The 20,589-nt window shown below is 56.1% G+C and carries 21 protein-coding genes; 15 read left to right on the top strand and 6 right to left on the bottom strand.

Translation table 11 applies throughout. The annotated features are described in order from the left end of the window. Positions 1–212: 212 nt before the first annotated feature. The 6 genes from ABLV75_RS05330 to patD all read left to right on the top strand — a co-directional run bounded on the left by ABLV75_RS05330 (position 213) and on the right by patD (position 7,270). Positions 213–1,625 carry a PLP-dependent aminotransferase family protein gene (locus tag ABLV75_RS05330; RefSeq protein WP_004101808.1) on the top strand — a complete coding sequence of 471 codons (1,413 nt, stop codon included), beginning with the start codon at positions 213–215 and terminating at the stop codon, positions 1,623–1,625. A gap of 292 nt (positions 1,626–1,917) precedes the next feature. Further along, positions 1,918–3,063 carry a putative ABC transporter substrate-binding protein YdcS gene (gene ydcS, locus ABLV75_RS05325; RefSeq protein WP_004101810.1) on the top strand — a complete coding sequence of 382 codons (1,146 nt, stop codon included), beginning with the start codon at positions 1,918–1,920 and terminating at the stop codon, positions 3,061–3,063. Positions 3,064–3,082: 19 nt separating this feature from the next. After that, positions 3,083–4,093, top strand: a complete 1,011-nt coding sequence (locus ABLV75_RS05320; RefSeq protein ID WP_348854900.1) for an ABC transporter ATP-binding protein — start codon at positions 3,083–3,085, stop codon at positions 4,091–4,093. Between the two features lies 1 nt (position 4,094). Further along, positions 4,095–5,024: an ABC transporter permease gene (locus ABLV75_RS05315; protein WP_004112757.1), complete on the top strand. Its 930-nt coding sequence runs from the start codon at positions 4,095–4,097 to the stop codon at positions 5,022–5,024. Next, complete coding sequence (locus ABLV75_RS05310) at positions 5,014–5,820, top strand: ABC transporter permease (protein ID WP_004101815.1); 807 nt, start codon at positions 5,014–5,016, stop codon at positions 5,818–5,820. Before ABLV75_RS05315 ends, ABLV75_RS05310 begins: the two co-directional genes overlap by 11 nt. Before the next feature lie 22 nt (positions 5,821–5,842). Then, complete coding sequence (gene patD / locus ABLV75_RS05305; RefSeq protein ID WP_004101817.1) at positions 5,843–7,270, top strand: aminobutyraldehyde dehydrogenase; 1,428 nt, start codon at positions 5,843–5,845, stop codon at positions 7,268–7,270. Positions 7,271–7,612: 342 nt separating this feature from the next. Here the strand turns inward: patD and ABLV75_RS05300 are convergent, their stop codons facing one another. Continuing rightward, on the bottom strand, positions 7,613–7,735 hold the full coding sequence (locus ABLV75_RS05300) for a small membrane protein (protein ID WP_004101819.1): 123 nt from the start codon (positions 7,733–7,735) through the stop codon (positions 7,613–7,615). A gap of 567 nt (positions 7,736–8,302) precedes the next feature. Here ABLV75_RS05300 and ABLV75_RS05295 point away from each other — a divergent pair. After that, positions 8,303–8,587, top strand: coding sequence for a hypothetical protein (locus ABLV75_RS05295; RefSeq protein ID WP_032704667.1), 285 nt, complete (start codon positions 8,303–8,305; stop codon positions 8,585–8,587). A 52-nt stretch (positions 8,588–8,639) separates the two neighbouring features. Here the strand turns inward: ABLV75_RS05295 and yncL are convergent, their stop codons facing one another. Next, positions 8,640–8,732, bottom strand: a complete 93-nt coding sequence (gene yncL, locus ABLV75_RS05290; RefSeq protein WP_004101822.1) for a stress response membrane protein YncL — start codon at positions 8,730–8,732, stop codon at positions 8,640–8,642. Between the two features lie 197 nt (positions 8,733–8,929). Between yncL and ABLV75_RS05285 the strand changes: the two genes are divergently transcribed. The 3 genes from ABLV75_RS05285 to ABLV75_RS05275 all read left to right on the top strand — a co-directional run bounded on the left by ABLV75_RS05285 (position 8,930) and on the right by ABLV75_RS05275 (position 11,282). Further along, positions 8,930–9,103, top strand: a complete 174-nt coding sequence (locus ABLV75_RS05285; protein WP_004101823.1) for a GhoT/OrtT family toxin — start codon at positions 8,930–8,932, stop codon at positions 9,101–9,103. A gap of 71 nt (positions 9,104–9,174) precedes the next feature. After that, positions 9,175–9,945 carry an alpha/beta hydrolase gene (locus tag ABLV75_RS05280; protein ID WP_004101824.1) on the top strand — a complete coding sequence of 257 codons (771 nt, stop codon included), beginning with the start codon at positions 9,175–9,177 and terminating at the stop codon, positions 9,943–9,945. 80 nt (positions 9,946–10,025) lie between these two features. Beyond that, positions 10,026–11,282 carry a putative acyl-CoA thioester hydrolase gene (locus ABLV75_RS05275; RefSeq protein ID WP_004101825.1) on the top strand — a complete coding sequence of 419 codons (1,257 nt, stop codon included), beginning with the start codon at positions 10,026–10,028 and terminating at the stop codon, positions 11,280–11,282. A 3-nt stretch (positions 11,283–11,285) separates the two neighbouring features. Here ABLV75_RS05275 and ABLV75_RS05270 read toward each other — a convergent pair whose 3' ends face one another. Then, entirely contained in the window at positions 11,286–12,719 is a 1,434-nt protein-coding gene (locus ABLV75_RS05270; protein WP_004101826.1) for an aldehyde dehydrogenase, read from the bottom strand. 271 nt (positions 12,720–12,990) lie between these two features. On the opposite strand from ABLV75_RS05270, the gene ABLV75_RS05265 reads away from it, so the two are divergent. Further along, the gene (locus ABLV75_RS05265; protein ID WP_004101829.1) at positions 12,991–14,589 is read left to right on the top strand and encodes an ABC transporter substrate-binding protein; all 1,599 of its coding nucleotides are present in this window, start codon (positions 12,991–12,993) and stop codon (positions 14,587–14,589) included. A 16-nt stretch (positions 14,590–14,605) separates the two neighbouring features. After that, entirely contained in the window at positions 14,606–14,839 is a 234-nt protein-coding gene (locus ABLV75_RS05260) for a DUF2526 family protein (RefSeq protein WP_004101835.1), read from the top strand. Positions 14,840–14,847: 8 nt separating this feature from the next. Here ABLV75_RS05260 and ABLV75_RS05255 read toward each other — a convergent pair whose 3' ends face one another. Then, on the bottom strand, positions 14,848–15,297 hold the full coding sequence (locus tag ABLV75_RS05255) for a DMT family transporter (RefSeq protein ID WP_004101838.1): 450 nt from the start codon (positions 15,295–15,297) through the stop codon (positions 14,848–14,850). Continuing rightward, complete coding sequence (gene mddA, locus ABLV75_RS05250; protein ID WP_004101840.1) at positions 15,294–15,812, bottom strand: L-methionine sulfoximine/L-methionine sulfone acetyltransferase; 519 nt, start codon at positions 15,810–15,812, stop codon at positions 15,294–15,296. The genes ABLV75_RS05255 and mddA overlap by 4 nt, the downstream gene beginning before the upstream one ends. 493 nt (positions 15,813–16,305) lie before the next feature. Here mddA and ABLV75_RS05245 point away from each other — a divergent pair, with 493 nt between their 5' ends. The 3 genes from ABLV75_RS05245 (at position 16,306) to ABLV75_RS05235 (ending at position 19,445) form a co-directional block, all read left to right on the top strand. After that, entirely contained in the window at positions 16,306–17,601 is a 1,296-nt protein-coding gene (locus ABLV75_RS05245) for a membrane protein (protein WP_032704668.1), read from the top strand. 165 nt (positions 17,602–17,766) lie between these two features. After that, a complete protein-coding gene (locus tag ABLV75_RS05240; protein WP_004101846.1) occupies positions 17,767–18,342 on the top strand; it encodes a helix-turn-helix domain-containing protein in 576 nt (191 codons plus the stop codon). A 65-nt stretch (positions 18,343–18,407) separates the two neighbouring features. Further along, positions 18,408–19,445, top strand: coding sequence for an NADP-dependent oxidoreductase (locus ABLV75_RS05235; protein ID WP_004101848.1), 1,038 nt, complete (start codon positions 18,408–18,410; stop codon positions 19,443–19,445). Between the two features lie 43 nt (positions 19,446–19,488). On the opposite strand, the gene rihA is transcribed toward ABLV75_RS05235, so the two are convergent. Continuing rightward, positions 19,489–20,424 carry a pyrimidine-specific ribonucleoside hydrolase RihA gene (gene rihA, locus ABLV75_RS05230; protein WP_004101849.1) on the bottom strand — a complete coding sequence of 312 codons (936 nt, stop codon included), beginning with the start codon at positions 20,422–20,424 and terminating at the stop codon, positions 19,489–19,491. Positions 20,425–20,589 lie beyond the last annotated feature (165 nt).

Genomic DNA, 20,589 nt, shown 5'->3' with positions numbered 1-20,589 from the left:
CAGTCTGGCACTTTGATGCCGTAAGGGGGAGGTGTCCATCACATCGGGCTACGGGCTCCCAGCCGTCTGCGGTCCGCTAGCCCGGATAGATGCGCCAGCAACGCCTCCGGTAAGATATTATTTTCACTACACACCATAACAGTTTTTATAAACTGCCATTATTTCTCATCTGATATATAATTGACCCTACGAATAGCTACACGGATCGACGGATGAAAAAGTACCAGCGGCTGGCGCAGCAGATTACCGAACAGATCGCGCTTGGGGTGTGGTTACCCGGCGACAGGTTGCCCTCGCTGCGCGAACAGGTGGTAAGCAGCGGAATGAGTTTTATGACCGTCAGCCACGCCTATCAGCTACTGGAGAGCCAGGGACGCATCATCGCCCGTCCGCAGTCCGGCTATTATGTCGCGCCGCAGCCCACTAAACCGCGGCAGCCCGCGCCGCCCGCCCAGGTAACGCGTGATGAAGCGGTTGATATCAACACTTATATCTTTGAAGTGCTGCAGGCCAGCCGCCAGGCCTCTATGTTGCCCTTCGCCTCGGCTTTTCCCGATCCGCGACTATTCCCCTTACCGCAGCTCAACCGCTCGCTGGCGCAGGTGAGCAAAACCGCAACCGCCATGAGCGTGATTGAAAACCTGCCGCCGGGGAACGATGAACTGCGCCATGCGATTGCCCGGCGCTACGCGCTGCAGGGAATGAATATCTCGCCGGACGACATCGTGATCACCGCCGGCGCGCTGGAAGCGCTGAACCTTAGTCTGCAGGCCGTCACCGAACCGGGCGATTGGGTGGTGGTGGAAAATCCCTGCTTCTACGGGGCGCTGCAGGCTCTTGAAAGATTGCGCCTGAAAGCGCTATCGGTGGCCACGGATGTTAAAGAGGGGATCGATCTCGCCGCGCTGGAGCAGGCGCTACAGAGCTATCCGGTGAAAGCCTGCTGGCTGATGACCAATGGGCAAAACCCGCTCGGCTTTACCCTCAGCGCGGAGAAAAAAGCGCGGCTGGTGGCGCTGCTGGCGCGCTATAACGTGATGCTGATTGAAGATGATGTTTACAGCGAGCTCTACTTTGGTCGTGAGAAACCGCTGCCGGCAAAATACTGGGATCGCGACGATATGACGCTGCACTGCAGCTCCTTCTCCAAATGTCTGGTACCCGGGTTCCGTATCGGCTGGGTGGCGGCGGGCAAGCACGCCCGACGGATCCAGCAGCTACAGCTGATGAGTACGCTCTCCACCAGTTCGCCAATGCAGCTGGCGCTGGTCGATTACCTTTCGACTAAACGCTACGATGCCCACCTGCGCCGTTTACGCCGCCAGCTTGCCGAGCGCAAACAGCTGGCCTGGCAGGCCCTGCTGCGCCATCTTCCCGCAGAGGTAAAAATTCATCATAGCGATAGCGGTTATTTTCTCTGGCTTGAGCTTCCCGCCGGAGCCGATGCGGGGGAGCTGAGCGCCCGCGCGCTGGCGTATAACATCAGCATTGCGCCGGGGAAAATGTTTTCCACCACCGCCAGCTGGACTTCATTCTTCCGCTTTAATACCGCGTGGGGCTGGGGCGAAAAAGAGGAGCTGGGGGTTAAACGCCTGGGCGAACTGATTCGCGAAATGCTGGCTTAGCGTTATTTATTTCCCGCCAGTGATACCGGGCCGAAAAATAAGCCGGCGAACAGGTGGGTTATTATTTTACTGATGCCAACCATAGGAAATTCGCATAGTCGTATTGCCTCGCTAACTCCTTGTCTATAATCCATAAAGTTATTCCGTGTATGCCGTTTTTTGCGTAATGCGCCCCTTGTCACAACCTGAATAAATTTCCCCGGGGGCCCCAGGCGTGCCGTCTACTGTTATGAAGGAAGATATTTTTACGGCACGGCTGCCGCTCATTTTCTTGTGACAGGAGTATGACCTGATGAGCAAAAAAATTGCCCGTGGCAGCCTTTGCGTGCTGGGGATGGTTTTCCTGACGGCGCAGGCCGCCGAGCCGCCGACTTCTCTCGATAAAGGCGAAGGTCGTCTCGATATTATTGCCTGGCCGGGATATATCGAGCGGGGACAAACCGATAAAAGCTACGACTGGGTGAGCCAGTTTGAAAAAGAGTCCGGCTGTCAGGTTAATGTCAAAACCGCCGCCACGTCCGATGAGATGGTCAGCCTGATGGCAAAAGGAGGCTATGACCTGGTCACCGCGTCCGGCGATGCTTCGCTGCGCCTGATTATGGGTAAGCGCGTGCAGCCGATTAACACTGCGCTGATTGCTAACTGGCACTCCCTCGACCCGCGCGTGGAAAAAGGCGCGTGGTTTAACGTCGGCGGACAGGTCTACGGCACTCCGTACCAGTGGGGGCCAAACCTGCTGATGTACAACAGCAAAACCTTCCCGACGCCGCCGGATAGCTGGAGCGTGGTGTTCGTAAAACAAAATCTGCCGGATGGAAAAACCAATCAGGGCCGCGTACAGGCTTATGATGGGCCCATTTATATTGCCGACGCCGCGCTATTCGTTAAAGCCACTCAGCCGCAGCTGGGTATTAATGATCCCTATCAACTTACCGAAGCGCAGTATCAGGCGGTACTGAAAGTCCTGCGCGAACAGCACCCGCTGATCCACCGCTACTGGCACGATACCACCGTGCAGATGAGCGATTTTAAAAACGAAGGCGTGGTGGCCTCCAGCGCCTGGCCCTATCAGGCCAACGGTCTGAAAGCGGAAGGCCAGCCGATTGCCACCGTTTTTCCGAAAGAGGGCGTCACCGGCTGGGCGGATACCACTATGCTGCACAGCGATGCTAAACATCCGGTTTGCGCTTATAAATGGATGAACTGGTCGCTCACCCCGAAAGTGCAGGGGGATGTCGCCGCCTGGTTTGGTTCGCTGCCGGTCGTACCTGCGGGTTGCAAAGCCAGCGCGCTGCTCGGGGATAAAGGCTGCGAAACCAATGGTTACAACGAATTCGCCAAAATTGCGTTCTGGAAAACGCCGGTTGCCGAAGGCGGGAAATTCGTCCCCTACAGCCGCTGGACGCAGGATTACATCGCGATTATGGGCGGTCGTTAAGTCGCAGGAGGCGAAGAACATGCACGCGGTAGAGCTGGATAATGTTTCGCGCCTGTACGGCGACGTGCGGGCGGTGGATGGCGTCAGCATCGCTATTCGCGACGGCGAGTTTTTCTCTATGCTGGGGCCATCTGGCTCCGGCAAAACCACCTGCCTGCGCCTGATTGCCGGATTTGAACAGCTTTCGGGCGGAACGATACGTATTTTTGGCCAACCGGCCAGCGCGCTGCCGCCCTGGCAGCGCGATGTGAATACCGTTTTCCAGGATTATGCGCTGTTTCCTCATATGTCGGTACTCGATAACGTCGCCTACGGGTTGATGGTTAAGGGGATCGGCAAAAAGGAGCGCCACGCCCGTGCGCAGGAGGCGCTGGAGAAGGTGGCGCTCGCTTTTGTGCATGCGCGCAAGCCTTCTCAGCTTTCCGGCGGCCAGCGCCAGCGGGTAGCCATCGCCCGGGCGCTGGTGAATCAGCCCAAGGTCCTGCTGCTGGATGAACCGCTAGGGGCACTGGATCTAAAACTGCGCGAACAGATGCAGCTGGAGCTGAAAAAACTGCAGCAGGCGCTGGGCATCACCTTCATTTTTGTGACCCACGATCAGGGAGAGGCTCTGTCGATGTCTGACCGCGTGGCGGTCTTTAATCAGGGACGCATTGAGCAGGTTGATGCGCCTCAGGATCTCTATTTGCGGCCAAGAACGGCGTTTGTCGCCGGGTTTGTCGGTACCGCCAACGTGTTTAGCAGCGAGCTGGCGCAGAAGCTGTGCGCGATGACGGGCGCCTGGTCGCTGCGTCCGGAGCATATTCGGCTGAATGCCGGCGGGGAGGTGCAGATTCAGGGGATCGTGCAGGCGGTGCAGTATATGGGCGCCGCCACGCGCGTCAGGCTGAAGCTGGCTGACGGCGAGAAGCTGCTGGTGAGTCAGGCGAATGTCGATGGTCAGGCTGCGCTGAACGCCCCTCCGGTAGGGCAACAGGTGCTGGCTTCATGGTCGCGTGCGGCGATGGTCCCCCTGGAGAGCGGAGGGTGATATGACGATGGCGATACCCTCTGCCGGAGGCGGACGCCTGGCCGGCACCTTCTGGCGTCATCCCTCGCTGGCTCTGTTTCTGCTACTGCTGGGGCCGCTCATGTGGTTTGGCATTGTCTATCTGGGGTCGTTGTTGACCCTTTTGTGGCAAAGTTTCTATACCTTTGATGATTTCACCATGTCGGTCACCAACGACCTGACGCTGGCCAATCTGCGCGCGCTGTTTAATCCGGCTAACTACGACATTATTGTGCGCACGCTGGTGATGGCGCTATCGGTGACCGTCGCCAGCGCGATTCTGGCACTGCCCATGGCCTGGTATATGGCCCGCTATACCCGTGGCAAGATGAAAGCCTTTTTCTATATCGCCGTGATGTTGCCGATGTGGGCGAGCTATATCGTCAAAGCCTATGCCTGGACGCTGCTGCTGGCTAAAGATGGCGTCGCCCAGTGGTTCCTGCGCCATCTTGGTCTGGAAAGCGTACTGAGCATGGTGCTGACGATCCCGGCGGTCGGCGGCAATACGCTGTCGACCTCTGGGCTGGGGCGCTTCCTGGTGTTCGTCTATATCTGGCTGCCGTTTATGATCCTGCCGGTGCAGGCGGCGCTGGAACGCCTGCCGTCTTCATTGCTGCAGGCTTCCGCCGATCTTGGCGCCCGTCCGCGCCAGACCTTTCGCTATGTGGTGCTGCCGTTAGCGATCCCCGGCATTGCGGCGGGGTCCATTTTTACCTTCTCCCTGACGCTGGGCGATTTTATCGTGCCGCAGTTGGTGGGGCCGCCGGGATTCTTTATCGGCAATATGGTCTATTCCCAGCAGGGGGCGATTGGCAACATGCCGATGGCGGCGGCGTTTACCCTGGTGCCCATTGTACTGATTGCCCTCTATCTGGCGTTCGTGAAACGTCTGGGAGCATTTGATGCACTCTGATCGCGCACCGCTGTTCCTGAAGGTCGCCACCTGGGGTGGCGTGATATTCCTGCATTTCCCGCTGCTGATTATCGCTCTCTACGCATTCAATACCGAAGACGCCGCCTTCAGCTTTCCGCCTGCAGGCCTGACGCTGCGCTGGTTTAGCGAAGCGGCGGGGCGTAGCGATATTATTGATTCCGTGACGTTGTCACTAAAAATCGCCGCGCTGTCAACCGCCATCGCTCTCGTACTTGGCACGCTGGCTGCAGGTGCGCTGTGGCGCAGCACGTTTTTTGGCAAAAACGCCGTGTCGCTACTGCTGCTATTACCGATCGCGCTGCCCGGCATTATTACCGGGCTTGCGCTGCTGACCGCCTTTAAGGCCGTCAATCTGGAACCCGGGCTGCTGACTATCGTCGTGGGACACGCGACCTTCTGCGTGGTCGTGGTATTTAACAACGTGATTGCCCGCTTTCGCCGCACTTCATGGAGTCTGGTGGAAGCGTCGATGGATTTAGGCGCAACCGGCGGGCAAACCTTTCGTTACGTGGTACTGCCCAATTTGGGATCGGCGCTGCTGGCGGGGGGAATGCTGGCGTTTGCTCTGTCGTTTGATGAAATTATCGTGACCACGTTTACCGCCGGGCACGAGCGTACGCTGCCGCTCTGGTTGCTTAATCAGCTCGGGCGCCCGCGCGATGTCCCGGTCACCAACGTCGTCGCGCTGCTGGTCATGCTGGTGACGATGTTTCCGATTCTGGGGGCCTGGTGGCTCACTCGTGACGGCGACATCAGCGCGGAAAACGGAAAATAAAAAACTGATACAGGATAATGCTATGCAAAATAACCTTTTGATAAACGGTAAGTTAGTGGCTGGCGAAGGCGAGACTGTGCCGGTGTTTAATCCAGCCACCGGCGAAGAGATTTTGTCGATTGCGGAGGCCTCTGCGACGCAGGTTGATGCCGCGGTTGACGCCGCTGACCTGGCCTTTGCCGGCTGGAGTCAGACGACGCCGAAAACCCGCGCCGAATGCCTGCTGCGGCTGGCGGATCTGATTACTGAACATGCCCGGGAGCTGGCTCAACTGGAGTCGCTGAACTGCGGCAAACCGCTGCACTGCGTGGTCAACGATGAGCTACCGGCGGTTGCCGATGTTTTCCGATTTTTCGCCGGTGCAGCGCGCTGTCTGCCGGGTATGGCGGCAGGTGAATACCTCGAAGGCCACACCTCGATGATCCGCCGCGATCCGGTCGGCGTGGTGGCTTCTATCGCGCCGTGGAACTATCCGCTCATGATGGCGGCCTGGAAACTGGCGCCAGCGCTGGCGGCAGGCAACTGCGTGGTAATAAAACCCTCTGAGATCACTCCGCTCACCGCGCTGAAGTTAGGTGAACTGGCGCAGGAGATTTTCCCCGCCGGGGTGCTTAATGTCCTGTTCGGGCGCGGAGCAACCGTCGGCGATCCGCTGACCGCCCATGCCCGGGTTCGTATGGTGTCGCTAACCGGCTCGATTGCTACCGGCGCGCATATTATCGGCCATACCGCGGCGTCGATTAAGCGAACCCATATGGAGCTGGGCGGGAAGGCGCCGGTTATCGTTTTTGATGATGCGGATATTGACGCGGTGGTGGAGGGGGTACGGACCTTTGGGTTTTATAACGCCGGTCAGGACTGTACCGCCGCCTGCCGCATTTACGCGCAGGCCGGAATCTATGACCAACTGGTGGAAAAGCTCGGCGCGGCGGTCGCCAGCCTGAAGATTGGACCGCCGGACGATGAAACGACCGAACTGGGTCCGCTGAGCTCGCAGGCGCATCTGGACAGGGTCAGCGCCGCCGTCGATGCGGCTCGTGCCTTGCCGCATATTCAGGTGGTGACCGGCGGCAGCAAAGCGCCGGGTAATGGTTACTACTTCCAGCCCACGCTGCTGGCAGGGGCGAAGCAGGACGATGCGATTGTGCAGCGGGAGGTTTTTGGTCCGGTTGTCAGCATCACCGCATTTAGCGATGAAGAGCAGGCGCTGTGCTGGGCCAACGATTCCCAATATGGTCTTGCCTCGTCGGTATGGACTCGCGATGTCGGCAGAGCGCACCGGCTCAGCGCCCGCCTGCAGTATGGCTGTACCTGGGTCAATACGCATTTTATGCTGGTTAGCGAAATGCCGCATGGCGGGCAGAAGCTCTCCGGCTACGGCAAGGATATGTCGATGTATGGCCTGGAGGATTATACGACCATCCGTCATGTGATGATCAAGCACGGGTAGAGGATGAGTGATTCAGATTAGCCTGCTAATAGTTACCATAGCAAAAAATGTTAAAACAGAAGCGTGCGTTTATGAGAATATTCTTAAGCCCCTTCAAGAGCTAAGCCATGATGAGTGCCGGAGATAAGCGCCGGGTGGGGCCGGTTAGTCCTCGGGGCGAGGGATGCGCTCTTCCGGGTCCTCTCGTTAACTGACGGAAAAGTTCGCCAGCCCCTGCAGGCAATGCAGGGGCTTTTTGTTGCGCTGGAGATATTAACTTGTTGCTGTGATTTTGCCTGATATCAGGTCATCAGAAATTAAATACGTACGGCGTTATTTATTTTTTGGCAAATGATTAACAGGCTAACGTTTGTTTTTTTTGCTCGGTAAACTTGATTGACGACGCTCGCGAACATAAGAAAAAAGATTATAAATTGCAGCAATAAGTAAAATTAACGCCACAATAAGCACGGCGATTCCGGACATGTACCACCTCAAAAAGCAATGAGTAAAAAACAAGCTTCGCATAACTTGTAATTATGAATGTATGATTTTATGCGAAACAAGGCAAATGATATTTCTTATCATTTAAAATCGACAGAAAAGTTTTATCGCTATTTTGGTTTTGTAAGCTATTGATAAGTAATGGTGTTTTGTCTTTTTAACCCGTTTTACTGCATCCTGGCCGCCATCGAACCCGCTAATAATGATGATCGCCTCTTGGCTCAATGCTGATGATTGGATAAAGAATAGTAAACAATTGCCCTGCGCCAGGAAAGGCCCGTGAGCTTCGGAGAATAGCGCGCAGCGCTGATTGCGGCAAATGAGGCTTATTTAAACTTAAGCCATCAAATATATAACCCTATAAATAAAGGTGTTATTAACTGCGGGTTGTGAGAATAAGTTCTGAAAGGCAAGAGATATTCATTTATCGCCATTAATATTTTCGTGCCCCCCTTTAAATTTAGCGGATATGTAATATTTATGTTAAATAAGCCGCGATGATGACGGCTGGTGGGGCAGGGAAGCGGGTTTGACTTTATATAGCCGCTCATGCGAACATTCGGCGCAATTTGTTGCTTCGACGTTGATATAGTTTTGAAAAAAATAGCGTGTTTTCTCTTCGTGGCCTGCGCCACAGCGATGCTTTACGGGAATTTTCCCGCTAAACAGATTGTTGATTGTGAAAAACAGGGCGTAGCAGTAGCGGTTTGTGCTGCGGCCGCGTGGGACAGTGAAAAAGTTGACCTGCTCCCGGCGTGGGATCCTGAATTGCAGAAGCTGATGACCGTGCAACAACACGCCTCTGCAGCTGAGGCAGGCGCTATTAAATCGTAAAAAAGCAGCCTTCAAAGGCTGCTTTTTTAGGTTTCATTGCTGAGTAAAATCGCTAAAACCAACCAAAACGAACGGACAACAGGCCGATTAGCGCAAGCGCTGCGCCGACATTTATCAGAAGGACGGTTTTGCTGGAAACATCCATAACGCCACCTTAATGAATTAGCCTCTACAGTTATAGTACGAGGTCAAAGGTTGCGCTATCGGACTAAGCCGAATCGGGCGTATTTCTGAAAATTAAAGCCGTGACTCGTTTTATTATGCCATAAACTCTGACGTACGCTGGGGTACGAAAAGGCATCGCTTGACGCGAAAATGCCTCTCAGGGAAGGAAGAAGAAAAATGACGTTGTACCAGAAAATGCTGGTTTTTTATGCAGTTATGGGCTGTATCTGCGCGGTAATAAGCTGGTTCTTAACGAAAGAGAGCCGCTGGATCCGCCTGCTGGCGGCGCTGCTGATTGGCGCGACATGGCCGTTCAGCTTTCCCATGGCGTTGCTGGTCTCTTTGTTCTGATTGAAAAATCGATGGCTAACTTTTAGTGATGACTGTATAAAAAAACAGGCTCAACTAACGGATGATCTTCGATGAACAGTTTCTATTCCTCTCAGGCCGGCGGCAACGTGCGCTGGCTGGACCTGCCCGGCCGCGGTGAACCGATTATCTTTATCCACGGCCTGGGCTGCGCCTCAACCTATGACTATCCTCGCGTGGCCGCCGATCCTGCGCTGGCCGGACGGCGAACGATTCTGGTCGATTTACCCGGATACGGCTACAGCGACAAGCCGCCATCTTTCGGCTATCGCATTGGCGATCAGGCCGGAGTGATAGTTGAGCTTCTGGATTGCTTAGGGCTAACGCGCTGCTACTTGTATGGTCACAGCATGGGCGGCAGCGTGGCGATTGAAGCCGCAGAACGGCTCGCCGAACGGGTGCTGGGGCTGCTGGTGGCCGAACCCAATCTCTATCCCGGGGGCGGGATGTACAGCAGGCGCATCGCGGAACAAACCGAAGAGCGCTTTATTGCCAGGGGCTATGCCGAGATGATCAGTGCCGAAACCTCGCCCTGGGCCGGTTGCCTGCAAAACAGCGCTCCGTGGGCGGTGTGGCGCGGAGCGTCCAGCCTGGTGAAGGGCGCTAATCCGTCCTGGTTTACCCGCTTTATCCATTTATCCTGTCCTAAGGCCCTGATTTACGGAGAGCACTCGTTACCGGCTCAAGAAGCGACGGATACTGTCGCGGCGGGGATCCCGCTGTTAGCGATCCCGCTGGCCGGGCATTCAATGGCGTGGGAAAACCCATCGGCGCTGGCCCGCACGCTGGACAATTTTTATGCCAGCATTGAGGCAGAAGCCTGATTCGTGATCGCTACATACAAAAAGAAACAATATTTCATTTATTTTGATATTTCGTTTCTTTCATATGTGGCGAGCGTGAAATGCGAATAATCAACATCCTGGGTATCTCGGCTTTACTCTGTACGCCTTTGCTTCTGCAAGGGTGCGTAACGCAACATCCGCGCGGGACGGCTTCCCGCCCGCAGCTTACGGCGGCGGAAGCGGCAAGCTTCACCATGGAGCGCTATTTTGCGCAGGGCGGCGCGTTGAGTGCCCCGGATGGGCCATGGTCGCCATCGCCAGTTAGCCTTCCGCAAACGGAAAGTGCCTGGCGCGTGGCGCCAGCGGGAGCGCCGTACTCCCGCATTCAGCAGGCGGTTAATGCGGCAATAGCCCAGCATTCGGCAAAGAATGAGCGTATCTATATCCGTATCGAGCCAGGCATCTATCGGGAAACGGTCTATATCCCCGCAGGGGCGCCGCCGATAACCCTTTATGGCGCCGGAGAGCAGCCCGAAGAGGTCAGGATTGAGCTGGCGCTGGATTCACAATTTTCTGCGCAGCGCTATCGCGAGCAGGTGAACGGCCAGCATCAGTATCGTGAAGGCGACCCCGCCTGGTACCAGTATGCGCTTTGCGCCGGGCGTACCAGTAAGACAATAGGGACCAACTGCGCGGCGGTGATGTGGTCGCAAAGCGCTGATTTCCAGCTGGTTAATCTTAGCGTAGCCAACAGTCTGCTGGATACCGTTGATGGCGGTACCCACCAGGGGGTGGCTCTGCGGACGGATGGCGATCGCGTGCAGCTGGAGAAAGTCCGTTTGCTGGGACGCCAGGATACGCTCTATTTGAATACCAGCAACCTGCGTAATGAAGCGGTGACGGATCGCATTAGCCGCGTATACGTCAAAGACAGCTACGTCGAAGGGGACGTGGATTATGTCTTCGGCCGGGCGAATGCGGTCTTTGACAATGTGCATTTCCACACCGTCTCGACGCGCCGTTCTCCCGAGGCTTACGTGCTGGCGCCGAACACGTTGCCGGATAATCCATACGGCTTTCTGGTGAAGAACAGCCGCTTTACCGGCGACAGCGGCTATCAGGGCAGTTTCAAGGCAAAGCTGGGCCGCGCCTGGGATCAGGGGGCAGGCAAGACCGGCTATTTAGCGGGGCAGACCGCCAACGGACAGGTGCTGATCGCCAACAGCGCTATCGATCAAAGCTACGATCGGCTTTCCCCATGGGGCGCTGCGGCCACCACCTCCCGACCGTTCCGCGGCAATATTTCCGCAGAACGACAGCTGGATGACGTGGCCTTTAATCGCCTGTGGGAATTCAAGAACCATTGGCGGCCTTGAAACTTAAAACGGCAGCTCGCGCGGGAGCGTTTGCAGCGTGATCCAGCGCAGCTCGGTAAACTCGGCAATCCCCGCGCGTCCGCCAAAGCGGCCATAGCCCGATGATTTACAGCCGCCAAACGGCATTTGCGCTTCATCGTGCACGGTGGGGCCGTTGATGTGGCAAATGCCGGTTTGCAGATTTTGCGCCAGGTTCCACGCCCGGGCGCTGTCCCGACTGTATATCGCCGACGAGAGGCCATATTCGCTTTCGTTCGCGACGGCCAGCGCTTCGGCTTCGTTCTGAACGCGAATAATCGATTTCACCGGGCCGAACGATTCCTCATGCCAGATGCGCATTTCCCGGGTGACGCCATCGAGCAGGGTGGCGCGCATTTGCGTCGAATTGGATGTGCCGCCTGTGAGCGGGCGCGCGCCCTTCGCCAGCGCATCCTCTATCAAGGCATTGCAGCGGGTGACGGTCTTCATCTCTACCACCGGGCCGAGCAGGCTGGCGGGCAGGGCCGCCGCGCGCCTGGCCAGCAGCGCCACAAACTCTTCCGCGACGGCCGCATCCACAATGATGCGCTCGGTCGACATGCAGATTTGTCCGGCGTTGGCGAATGCGCCAAAAACGGCGCCCGCAGCCGCCTGTTCGAGGTCAGCGTCGTCGAGCACCAGCAGCGGTGCCTTGCCGCCCAGTTCAAGCACCGCCGGTTTCAGATGCTCCCCGCAGGTGCGGGCGATAATCCGTCCTACCGGCGTGGAACCGGTGAAGTTGATGCGACGTACGGCGGGGTGCGCTATTAGAGACTCCACCAGCGCAGGAGCGTCGGCGGGAGTGCAGGTCAGATAATTCACCACGCCGGCGGGGAAGCCCGCCGCCGCCAGGGCATCGATAATTAGCCCCTGAGTCGCCGGCGAGAGCTCCGCGCCTTTGAGAATAACCGTATTTCCGCAGGCCAGCGGCGTGGCGATAGCGCGAGTCGCCAGAATCAATGGTGCGTTCCACGGCGCCATGCTGAGTACGACGCCCGCCCCCTGACGGATGCCCAACGCCAGATTTCCCGGCACGTTAGAGGGGATCACCTGGCCTTCGATTTGTGTGGTCAATGCGGCGGCTTCGCGCAGGATATCGGCGGCCAGATGCACGTTAAAACCGGCCCAGTGCGCGGTGGCTCCCGTTTCGGCCGCCATCGCGGCAATAAACTTCGCCTCACGGCGCAGCATCTCTTCGGCAGCGTCCAGCAGGAGGCGTCGCCGTTCTGCGGGTATCGTATCGCGCCATTGCGGATACGCCGCGCCGGCGGTATCGGCGCAGCGGCGAGCGTCAGCCAGGCTGGCGGCGCTGGCAACGGAGGCGTTTTCTTGCGTCAGCGGGTTGTGGCGGGTAAAAGTGGCATGGCCTTCCGCATCGTGCCACTGGCCGTTGGTGTAGAGAGTGCAGGTTATTGTCATTGTAGGTTTCTCCTGGCGTTGCGATTTGCCGAGTGTACCGGGTTGCGCCGCCGCGTGATGCCGTCCGGGCGGTTATCGCCCTGTTTTTTCGCAACCTTTCGCACGCTTCACATTTATGACTGAAATCGAGGGGGGAGTGAGAGTAGAGATGCTGAATTAATCGGCGAAAAAGCGGTTTTTAGCATAACCTGATACCAATTGATTATTTGCCGGTTGAATTCCCCTGTGCTGTTATTAAAGGACTTATAACAAATTCATAAGGCTTATAACCATGTTTACAGGGAAAACGTTTATTGCGCTGGCGTTGAGCGCACTTCTGCCGGCGGCAAGCGCGCTGGCGGCGGGCGATGATACGCTGGTCTATTGCTCCGAAGCCTCTCCGGAATCCTTCAATCCGCAGATTGCCAGTTCCGGGCCCTCTTTTGTCGCCAGCTCTCAGGTGCTGTATAACCGGCTGATAAACTTTGATCCGGTCAAAAACACGCCAGTTCCTTCCCTCGCGACGGAATGGAGCGTCTCTCCGGACGGCAAAACCTGGACCTTTACCCTGCGTAAAGGCGTGCAGTTCAACAGCAATAAATTCTTTAAGCCGACCCGCGATTTCAACGCCGATGATGTGCTGTTCTCGGTGCTGCGCCAGAAAGATGCGAATCATCCTTATCACAATGTTTCCCACGGGCAATACGAATACTTTCACGACGCCGGGCTGGATAAGCTGATTAAAGAGGTCAAAAAGATCGATGACTACCACGTTCAGTTTGTGCTCAACGAACCCAATGCGGCATTCCTCGCCGACTGGGGGATGGATTTTGCGTCAATTCTGTCTGCCGAATATGCCGATGCAATGCTGAAAAAAGGCACGCCGGAGTATATCGATACCTGGCCTGTCGGCACCGGACCTTACGCCCTCCAGCAGTACAAGGTGGATTCGCTGATCCGCTATGTTGCCAACCCGCACTACTGGGATGGTGAAGTGCCGACTAAACACCTGATCTTCTCGATCACCCCGAACGTTGAGACACGGCTGGCGAAGCTACAAACCAATGAATGCCAGATTATTCCCGCGCCGTCGCCGGTACAATTCCCGGTGATTAAAGGTAATAAAGATTTGGCGCTGCATTCGGTTGAGGCGCTCAACGTCGGCTATCTGGCGTTTAATACCGAGAAAAAGCCGTTCGATAACCTGCTGGTGCGGCAGGCGCTCAACTATGCCACCGACAAGCAGGCGATCGTGAAAGCGGTGTTCCTGGAGTCCGGCAGCGTTGCGAAATCGCCGATCCCTGCCAATATGCTGGGCTATAAGAAAGATCTGCCCGATTACGACTACGATCCGCAAAAAGCGAAAGATCTCCTTAAACAGGCCGGGCTGGAAAAAGGGGCCGAAGTCACCCTCTGGTCGATGCCGGTGCAGCGCCCGTATAATCCTAATTCGCGCCGTATCGCTGAAATGATCCAGAACGACTGGAGCAAAGTTGGCATCAAAGCCAAAATCGTCACCTATGAGTGGGGCGAGTACCTCGCCGGTATGCGCAAAGGGGAGCATGACAGCGCGCTGTTTGGCTGGATGTCAGATAACGGCGATCCGGATAACTTTGCCGGTACCCTGTTAAGCTGCGATAACATTAAAACCGGCTCCAACGTTGCCCGCTGGTGCGATAAGCCCTACGATTCGCTGGTGAAAAGGGCTATCCTGGTGAGCGACCCGCAGGAGCGCGCTAAACTCTACGCTCAGGCGCAGGAGATTTTTTATCAGCAGGCCCCATGGATCACCCTGGCAACCGGCAAAACCTTCTACGCGACGCGCAGTAACGTTAGCGGATACAGCGTGAGCCTGATGGGCAGCGATTTTTCCAAAGTTAAACTTAATTAAGCCGGAAGGAGGAAGCATGTCGCATCTGGATGAGGTCGTCGCGCGCGTGGACGCGGCGATTGCCGAAAGCGTCATTAGCCATATGAACGAACTGCTGATTACATTAAGCGACGACGCCGGGCTGGGGCGAGAAGAGCGCTACGTGCAGCAGCAGCGTTTGCGTAACGCTATTGCTCATCATGGCCGCCAGCAGCATGAGGAACAGGAAGCGCGCCGGGAGCAGTTGACCCGCGGCGGCGAGATCCACTAAGCCAGGCGCTAGAACTGGCGTCTGGCCACCAGCCAGGCGCCGATAACCAGCATTACCGCACCGCAGAGTGGGCCAATCAGCGCGCGAAGCGGAACGCCATGCGCGCGAAGTAAATCCATCACCAGGCCACCGATCAACTGACTGGCAATCAATACTGCGATGGTGGTCGCCGCCCCGACGTTCTGATAGCCGCTGATGCTGGCAAAGACAAAGAACGAACCCAGCAAACCCGGAATTAGCGTCCACCACTTTACGCTGACCGCCAGCTCCTGAATCCCTGCCGCGCCGTGCTTCAGCAGCAGTATCGTGACAAAAATCACGATGCCGACCAGCGAGTTCAGCAGCATAGCGATCAGAATGGTCGATGCGGACTGGGTAATTCGTACCATCAGGGTGTTTTGCACGACCAGCCCAATGCCGGCGGCAATCAAACAGGCCAGGGTGAGCGTCTGATTCATGCGCCGCCGTCCGGATCGCGGCGATCGTCAAGCTGTAGCTGCATAAAGGTCAAATCCAGCCAGCGGCCAAATTTCGTGCCGACCTGCGGCATCTGTCCGGTGGTGATAAAGCCCAGCGTGTGGTGCAGATGTAAAGAAGCCTCATTTTGCGCTTCAATACCGGCAACCATCACGTGCTTATTCAACCGCTTAGCTTCGGCGATCAGGGCCACCAGCAGGCTGCGGCCCAGCCCTTTGCCCTGATGCGCAGGATGGACATATACGGAATGCTCGACGGTATGGCGAAAGCCATCAAAGGCGCGCCAGTCTCCGAAGGAAGCATAACCGGTAATGACGCCGTTTTCTTCACTCACCAGCACCGGATAACCGGCGATCTGTCGGGCTTCATACCACGCGATGCGATTGTCGGTATCGACAGTTTTATCGTTCCAGATGGCGGCGGTATGGACGACCGCATGGTTGTAGATTTCTGCGATTGCCGCGCAATCGTCTTTGCTGGCATGGCGGATGATCATGGTAACCCTCAGGCTTGTACACTATAGTAGTACGCTATTATTACAATAATGTACGCAAGGATGTCATCTGTTTTAGTCATAAATTTTTCCTCTGGCTTGCCGAATCCGTCGGTTCTCTGTCCAGGACTCTCCTGTCTCATCATTCAAATCAATAACTCCTGTATTACAACTGATTGAACGTATCACTATTACTCTACAGTCATATTTTCAATTTTTATTTACCATTTTTATATTTTGATGACATTTAGTAATGAAGTTGTGGCCACGATAACTTCATGATTGTATTGAAGATGATACAAATCATTGTGATAGCATTCCCTTTTTTATTTTTACGCAATAGAAATAGCTTAACCCCGGAAGATATATTGTCATTAATCAGAGTGCGTATGGAAAAATAGACGGCATAACTCTGGTGGATTTTATAACGATATTCCATTCATACCATTATGCGTATTTATACGCAGGGATTCATTTTGCTGATAAGGGTGAAGCAATGGCGCGTAGGAAAAATATGAAAGTAGTAGTGCCTTCGATACTGACAATTATTATGGGTAATGTATTAGTCAATATCACCATGGCGGCTGAAACCAATGTGCTACAGGCGGCACCGGCTTATACCGCAACGCAGACTAAAGGGGAGTCGCTGTGGAGCAATGATCATACGGCGATCGGTATTTTAGGATCCGTACGTTTAATGGCCAAAACGGATTCTCATCATAGCCAGGAACATAATATACAGAATAATGACTCACGGCTGGGGGTAGCCGTACGGCATAATTTTGATCTGAACGGCCTGAGTAATTATGCCGTAGGTTATTATGAGACTGGCGTTCATGGTTTAGATTCCGCAACAGATGACCAGGGCAACGATGTTTATACCCGGCAGGCTTATGCCGGTATTGGTAACGATCGATATGGTGTAGTGACCTTCGGTAAACAATATGCGCCGACCGACTGGGGGTTGGGCATTGACACAACCTATGCCTGGGGTGGAAAGGCGAAACATGATACCGCCGGAATGTCGACGGATATTATTAATTCCGCGGCAATCTACTATTTTAATGATAAAAATATGACCCTTGGCGTCATGGGGCAAGGTAATGACAACGTCGACAGCATCGGCTTTGCGGCCTATGGCGATGGCCCGAACCTGCATGACGCTTACCGCGATGGTTCAGCCACCGTTCACGGCGGCGCCGCGGCCGCCGCGCAGTATCGCTGGGATAACGGCTTCTCCGTCTCCAGCGCCGTTGCTTATAATCATTACACGGTAAATAGCGGGTCAGCCAGCGGCTGCCAGAGTTTTGGCCCGAATGGTCACTGCTTTCATTACACCGATAATAACGGTGATGCCTATGACGGCAATACGTATTCCATGGGGATGAACGCAAAATATACCGCCAACGTCGGCGACCACGTCTGGTATAACGGCGCGGAGGTGACGTATTACCTGAATAAAGTTAATGATGTTAAAGCGGCGACCAGCGGTCATTACGATCGTAATACCCGGCATGGTGATGACCAGGAAACGGTGCTTGGCCTGGAATATGACTCCCAGTTTAAAATCACGCCGGCCTGGGGAGTGTATGTTGATTTTAACTGGTCGCAGGGCGGGGATGCCATGGACGGGCAGCACTTCCAGTCGACGGTATTAGGCACTGATTACTGGCTAGGTAATAGCGCGGTGACCTATCTTGAATACGGCTACGAAAAAGCCTGGGGCAACGATAACGAGGCGTGGAATATTGACGATCATCTTGGCGCAGTGGGCCTGCGCGTCTTTATTTAGTCGAGGCGTTTTCTTTTCATTTATTGCCTTAAAGGATGTAAGTTTAATTATCCCCTGATTTCTCCAGATTGCCCGGCGTAATATCACGTCGGGCCTTTTCCTCGGAATAAGCGGCCATTTTCGGCTGGTTGTGCAAACAGACGCCCTACACTATAGTGTCACGCTATGAACACTATAGAAGACAACCTGAACCAGCGCATCAGCGCACGCATCCGTATTGAGCGGGAATCTCGCGGCTGGTCGCTGAGCGAACTGGCGGATCGGGCGGGCGCGTCCCGGGCGATGATCCACAAGATCGAGCGCGGCGAAAGCAGCCCGACGGCCTCTATGCTTGGGCGGCTTTCCGGCGCCTTTGGCATCAGTATGTCGACGCTGATCGCCCGCGCCGAGATGCAGGAAGGCAAGCTGCTGCGGTTGGCTAATCAGCCGGTGTGGCACGACCCGCAGAGCCACTATCTGCGTCGTCACGTGTCGCCGCGTAGCGATTTGCCTATCGATCTGGTGCAGGTGGAGCTGCCCGGGGGCAGCGATATTCCGATGCCGGCGGCTTCTTATGCTCTGGCGCGACAGCTTATCTGGCTGCAGCAGGGCGAGCTGGTGTTTATCGAAGGCACTACGCGCCACGAAATGCAGGCGGGGGATTGTCTGGAGCTCGGGCCGCCTAACGACTGCCGCTTCATTAATGAAACCACGCAGCCCTGCGTCTATCTGGTCGTCCGGCTCAATCAATCTGCCTCATAATGTCAATGCGCGCTGACGGGAAAGCAGCTAGCCTCAATACAGACTTGTCAAAAGAGGAGTTTGTTATGGCTTTTAATCCGCAACGCCACCGCCGCTGGCTGCTGGCATCCCGTCCGCACGGCGAGCCGACCGGGGAGAACTTCCGCCTGGAAGAGGGTGAGGTCGCTTCTCCTGGGCCGGGGCAGCTGCTGCTGCGCACCGTCTTTCTGTCATTAGATCCCTATATGCGCGGGCGGATGAGCGACGCGCCTTCCTACTCGCCGCCGGTCGCCATTGGCGCGGTGATGGTGGGCGGCACCGTAAGCCGCGTTGTAACGTCGAACCATGCTGATTATCAGCCCGGCGATTGGGTGCTCGGCTACGGCGGCTGGCAGGATTATGAGATTTCCGATGGCAGCGGGCTGGTGAAGCTGGGCGATAACCCGGAACACCCCTCCTGGGCGCTGGGTATCCTCGGTATGCCGGGCTTTACCGCCTACATGGGACTGCTCGATATCGGCCAGCCAAAAGCGGGCGAGACGCTGGTGGTAGCCGCCGCCACCGGGCCGGTCGGCGCCACGGTCGGCCAGATAGCGAAGCTGAAAGGATGCCGTACGGTAGGCATTGCGGGCGGCAGCGAGAAGTGCCGTTATGCGGTAGAGACGCTGGGTTTCGACGTCTGTATCGATCACCGCGCGCCCGATTTTGCCGTTAAGCTGTTAGAAGCGTGCCCGCAGGGCATCGATATCTACTATGAGAACGTCGGCGGCAAAGTATTCGATGAAGTGCTGCCGCTGTTGAACACATCGGCCCGCGTGCCGGTCTGCGGCCTGGTCAGCGGTTACAACGCTACCGCGCTGCCCGCTGGCCCGGATCGTTTACCGCTGCTGATGGCGACGATCCTCAAAAAACGCATTCGGATGCAGGGCTTTATCATCGGCCAGGATTACGGTCACCGGATTGCGGAGTTCCAGCAGGAGATGGGGTGCTGGGTGCAGGCAGGGAAAATCAAATACCGCGAGCAGGTCGTTGACGGCCTGGAGAACGCGCCGCAGGCGCTCATCGGCCTGCTGAAGGGTGAGAACTTCGGTAAGGTCGTGGTTCGCGTCTCTCCTGACGAGTAATCATGTACCCGGCAGGCTTCGCGCCTGCCGGATAGTTTGACCATCAGGCGTAAAACGCCAGCCGCTCGGCCAGCAGATCGACAAAGGCCCGGCGATCGATGTCGAGCATCACCGTCGTATTTGGCGTCTTGCCGGTCAGGTTGTAGAAATCGACCACCGTCATTCCCTGCGTATATTTCCCCTGCGTTTCCACGCCGACCCAGCGTTCAACGGTGGTAAACATCTCCGGCTTCAGCAGCCAGGCAATGGTGCAAGGATCGTGCAGCGGAGCGCCGACAAAACCCCATTTTTCATCCTTATGGTACTCAAGGAAAAAGTCGAGTAGTTCGGCGACGATAGTGGATATCGGATTGCCGATACGGCGGAAACGCTCGATATCTTCGACGTGGATTTGCGCTTTGTGGGTGACATCCAGCCCGGCCATCACCACCGGGATCCCGGACTGGAAAACGATCTCTGCCGCTTCCGGGTCGACGTAGATATTAAACTCGACCGCCGGCTGCCAGTTACCCAGCACCATGGCGCCGCCCATCATCACGATGCGGGCAATTTTGCTATGCAGTTCAGGGTGGCTGTTGAGCAACAGGGCGACGTTGGTTTGCGGACCGGTAGCGACGATCGTAACCGGCCCGGCGCTTTCGCGCAGCGTTTTCGCCATTAGCTCGACGGCGGTGCAGGCCTGCGCGGCAAAGCCTGGCTCCGGCAGTGCCGGGCCGTCAAGCCCACTCTCGCCATGCACGTTATCGGCGATAATCAGCTCCCGCATCAGCGGCTTAAGCGCGCCGCCGGCGACCGGAATATCCGGGCGCTTAAGCAGGGTGAGCATCCGCAAGACGTTGCGCAGCGTTTTTTCCGGTGTCTGGTTTCCGGCGGAGGAGGTGACGGCTTTCACATCGAGTTCGGGTGAGGCGAGGGCAAGAACGAGGGCGATCGCGTCGTCGTGACCCGGATCGCAATCGATAATCACTGGCAGTGCCATGGCAGCTCCTTGTTGGCGTTATTTTGTGACAAGGGTAACGCCGCAAAGCGCTATAGACGAGGCTTAACGCAGGATAGTGTGATGGTGTGCACGAATGGTTGCCGGTATTTTGGGCTCTCTCGCCAGGACGGATGCGCGATCTGTGCGCAATCAGGGCGTAGCCAT

The organism is Klebsiella sp. CN_Kp066 (assembly GCF_040065135.1).
In the GTDB taxonomy this organism is placed as follows: Bacteria; Pseudomonadota; Gammaproteobacteria; order Enterobacterales; family Enterobacteriaceae; genus Klebsiella; species Klebsiella oxytoca.
This window is presented reverse-complemented; position numbering and strand designations above follow the sequence as displayed.

Coding starts and splice junctions, on each gene's coding strand:
- ABLV75_RS05285 (WP_004101823.1), top strand. CDS start 8,930: ATGACGTTGTACCAGAAAATGCTGGTTTTTTATGCAGTTATGGGCTGT.
- ABLV75_RS05265 (WP_004101829.1), top strand. CDS start 12,991: ATGTTTACAGGGAAAACGTTTATTGCGCTGGCGTTGAGCGCACTTCTG.
- ABLV75_RS05240 (WP_004101846.1), top strand. CDS start 17,767: ATGAACACTATAGAAGACAACCTGAACCAGCGCATCAGCGCACGCATC.
- yncL (WP_004101822.1), bottom strand. CDS start 8,732: ATGGATGTTTCCAGCAAAACCGTCCTTCTGATAAATGTCGGCGCAGCG.
- ABLV75_RS05320 (WP_348854900.1), top strand. CDS start 3,083: ATGCACGCGGTAGAGCTGGATAATGTTTCGCGCCTGTACGGCGACGTG.
- ydcS (WP_004101810.1), top strand. CDS start 1,918: ATGAGCAAAAAAATTGCCCGTGGCAGCCTTTGCGTGCTGGGGATGGTT.
- ABLV75_RS05245 (WP_032704668.1), top strand. CDS start 16,306: ATGGCGCGTAGGAAAAATATGAAAGTAGTAGTGCCTTCGATACTGACA.
- ABLV75_RS05270 (WP_004101826.1), bottom strand. CDS start 12,719: ATGACAATAACCTGCACTCTCTACACCAACGGCCAGTGGCACGATGCG.
- ABLV75_RS05260 (WP_004101835.1), top strand. CDS start 14,606: ATGTCGCATCTGGATGAGGTCGTCGCGCGCGTGGACGCGGCGATTGCC.
- ABLV75_RS05300 (WP_004101819.1), bottom strand. CDS start 7,735: ATGTCCGGAATCGCCGTGCTTATTGTGGCGTTAATTTTACTTATTGCT.
- ABLV75_RS05295 (WP_032704667.1), top strand. CDS start 8,303: ATGCGAACATTCGGCGCAATTTGTTGCTTCGACGTTGATATAGTTTTG.
- ABLV75_RS05235 (WP_004101848.1), top strand. CDS start 18,408: ATGGCTTTTAATCCGCAACGCCACCGCCGCTGGCTGCTGGCATCCCGT.
- ABLV75_RS05275 (WP_004101825.1), top strand. CDS start 10,026: ATGCGAATAATCAACATCCTGGGTATCTCGGCTTTACTCTGTACGCCT.
- ABLV75_RS05330 (WP_004101808.1), top strand. CDS start 213: ATGAAAAAGTACCAGCGGCTGGCGCAGCAGATTACCGAACAGATCGCG.
- rihA (WP_004101849.1), bottom strand. CDS start 20,424: ATGGCACTGCCAGTGATTATCGATTGCGATCCGGGTCACGACGACGCG.
- ABLV75_RS05255 (WP_004101838.1), bottom strand. CDS start 15,297: ATGAATCAGACGCTCACCCTGGCCTGTTTGATTGCCGCCGGCATTGGG.
- ABLV75_RS05315 (WP_004112757.1), top strand. CDS start 4,095: ATGACGATGGCGATACCCTCTGCCGGAGGCGGACGCCTGGCCGGCACC.
- ABLV75_RS05310 (WP_004101815.1), top strand. CDS start 5,014: ATGCACTCTGATCGCGCACCGCTGTTCCTGAAGGTCGCCACCTGGGGT.
- mddA (WP_004101840.1), bottom strand. CDS start 15,812: ATGATCATCCGCCATGCCAGCAAAGACGATTGCGCGGCAATCGCAGAA.
- patD (WP_004101817.1), top strand. CDS start 5,843: ATGCAAAATAACCTTTTGATAAACGGTAAGTTAGTGGCTGGCGAAGGC.
- ABLV75_RS05280 (WP_004101824.1), top strand. CDS start 9,175: ATGAACAGTTTCTATTCCTCTCAGGCCGGCGGCAACGTGCGCTGGCTG.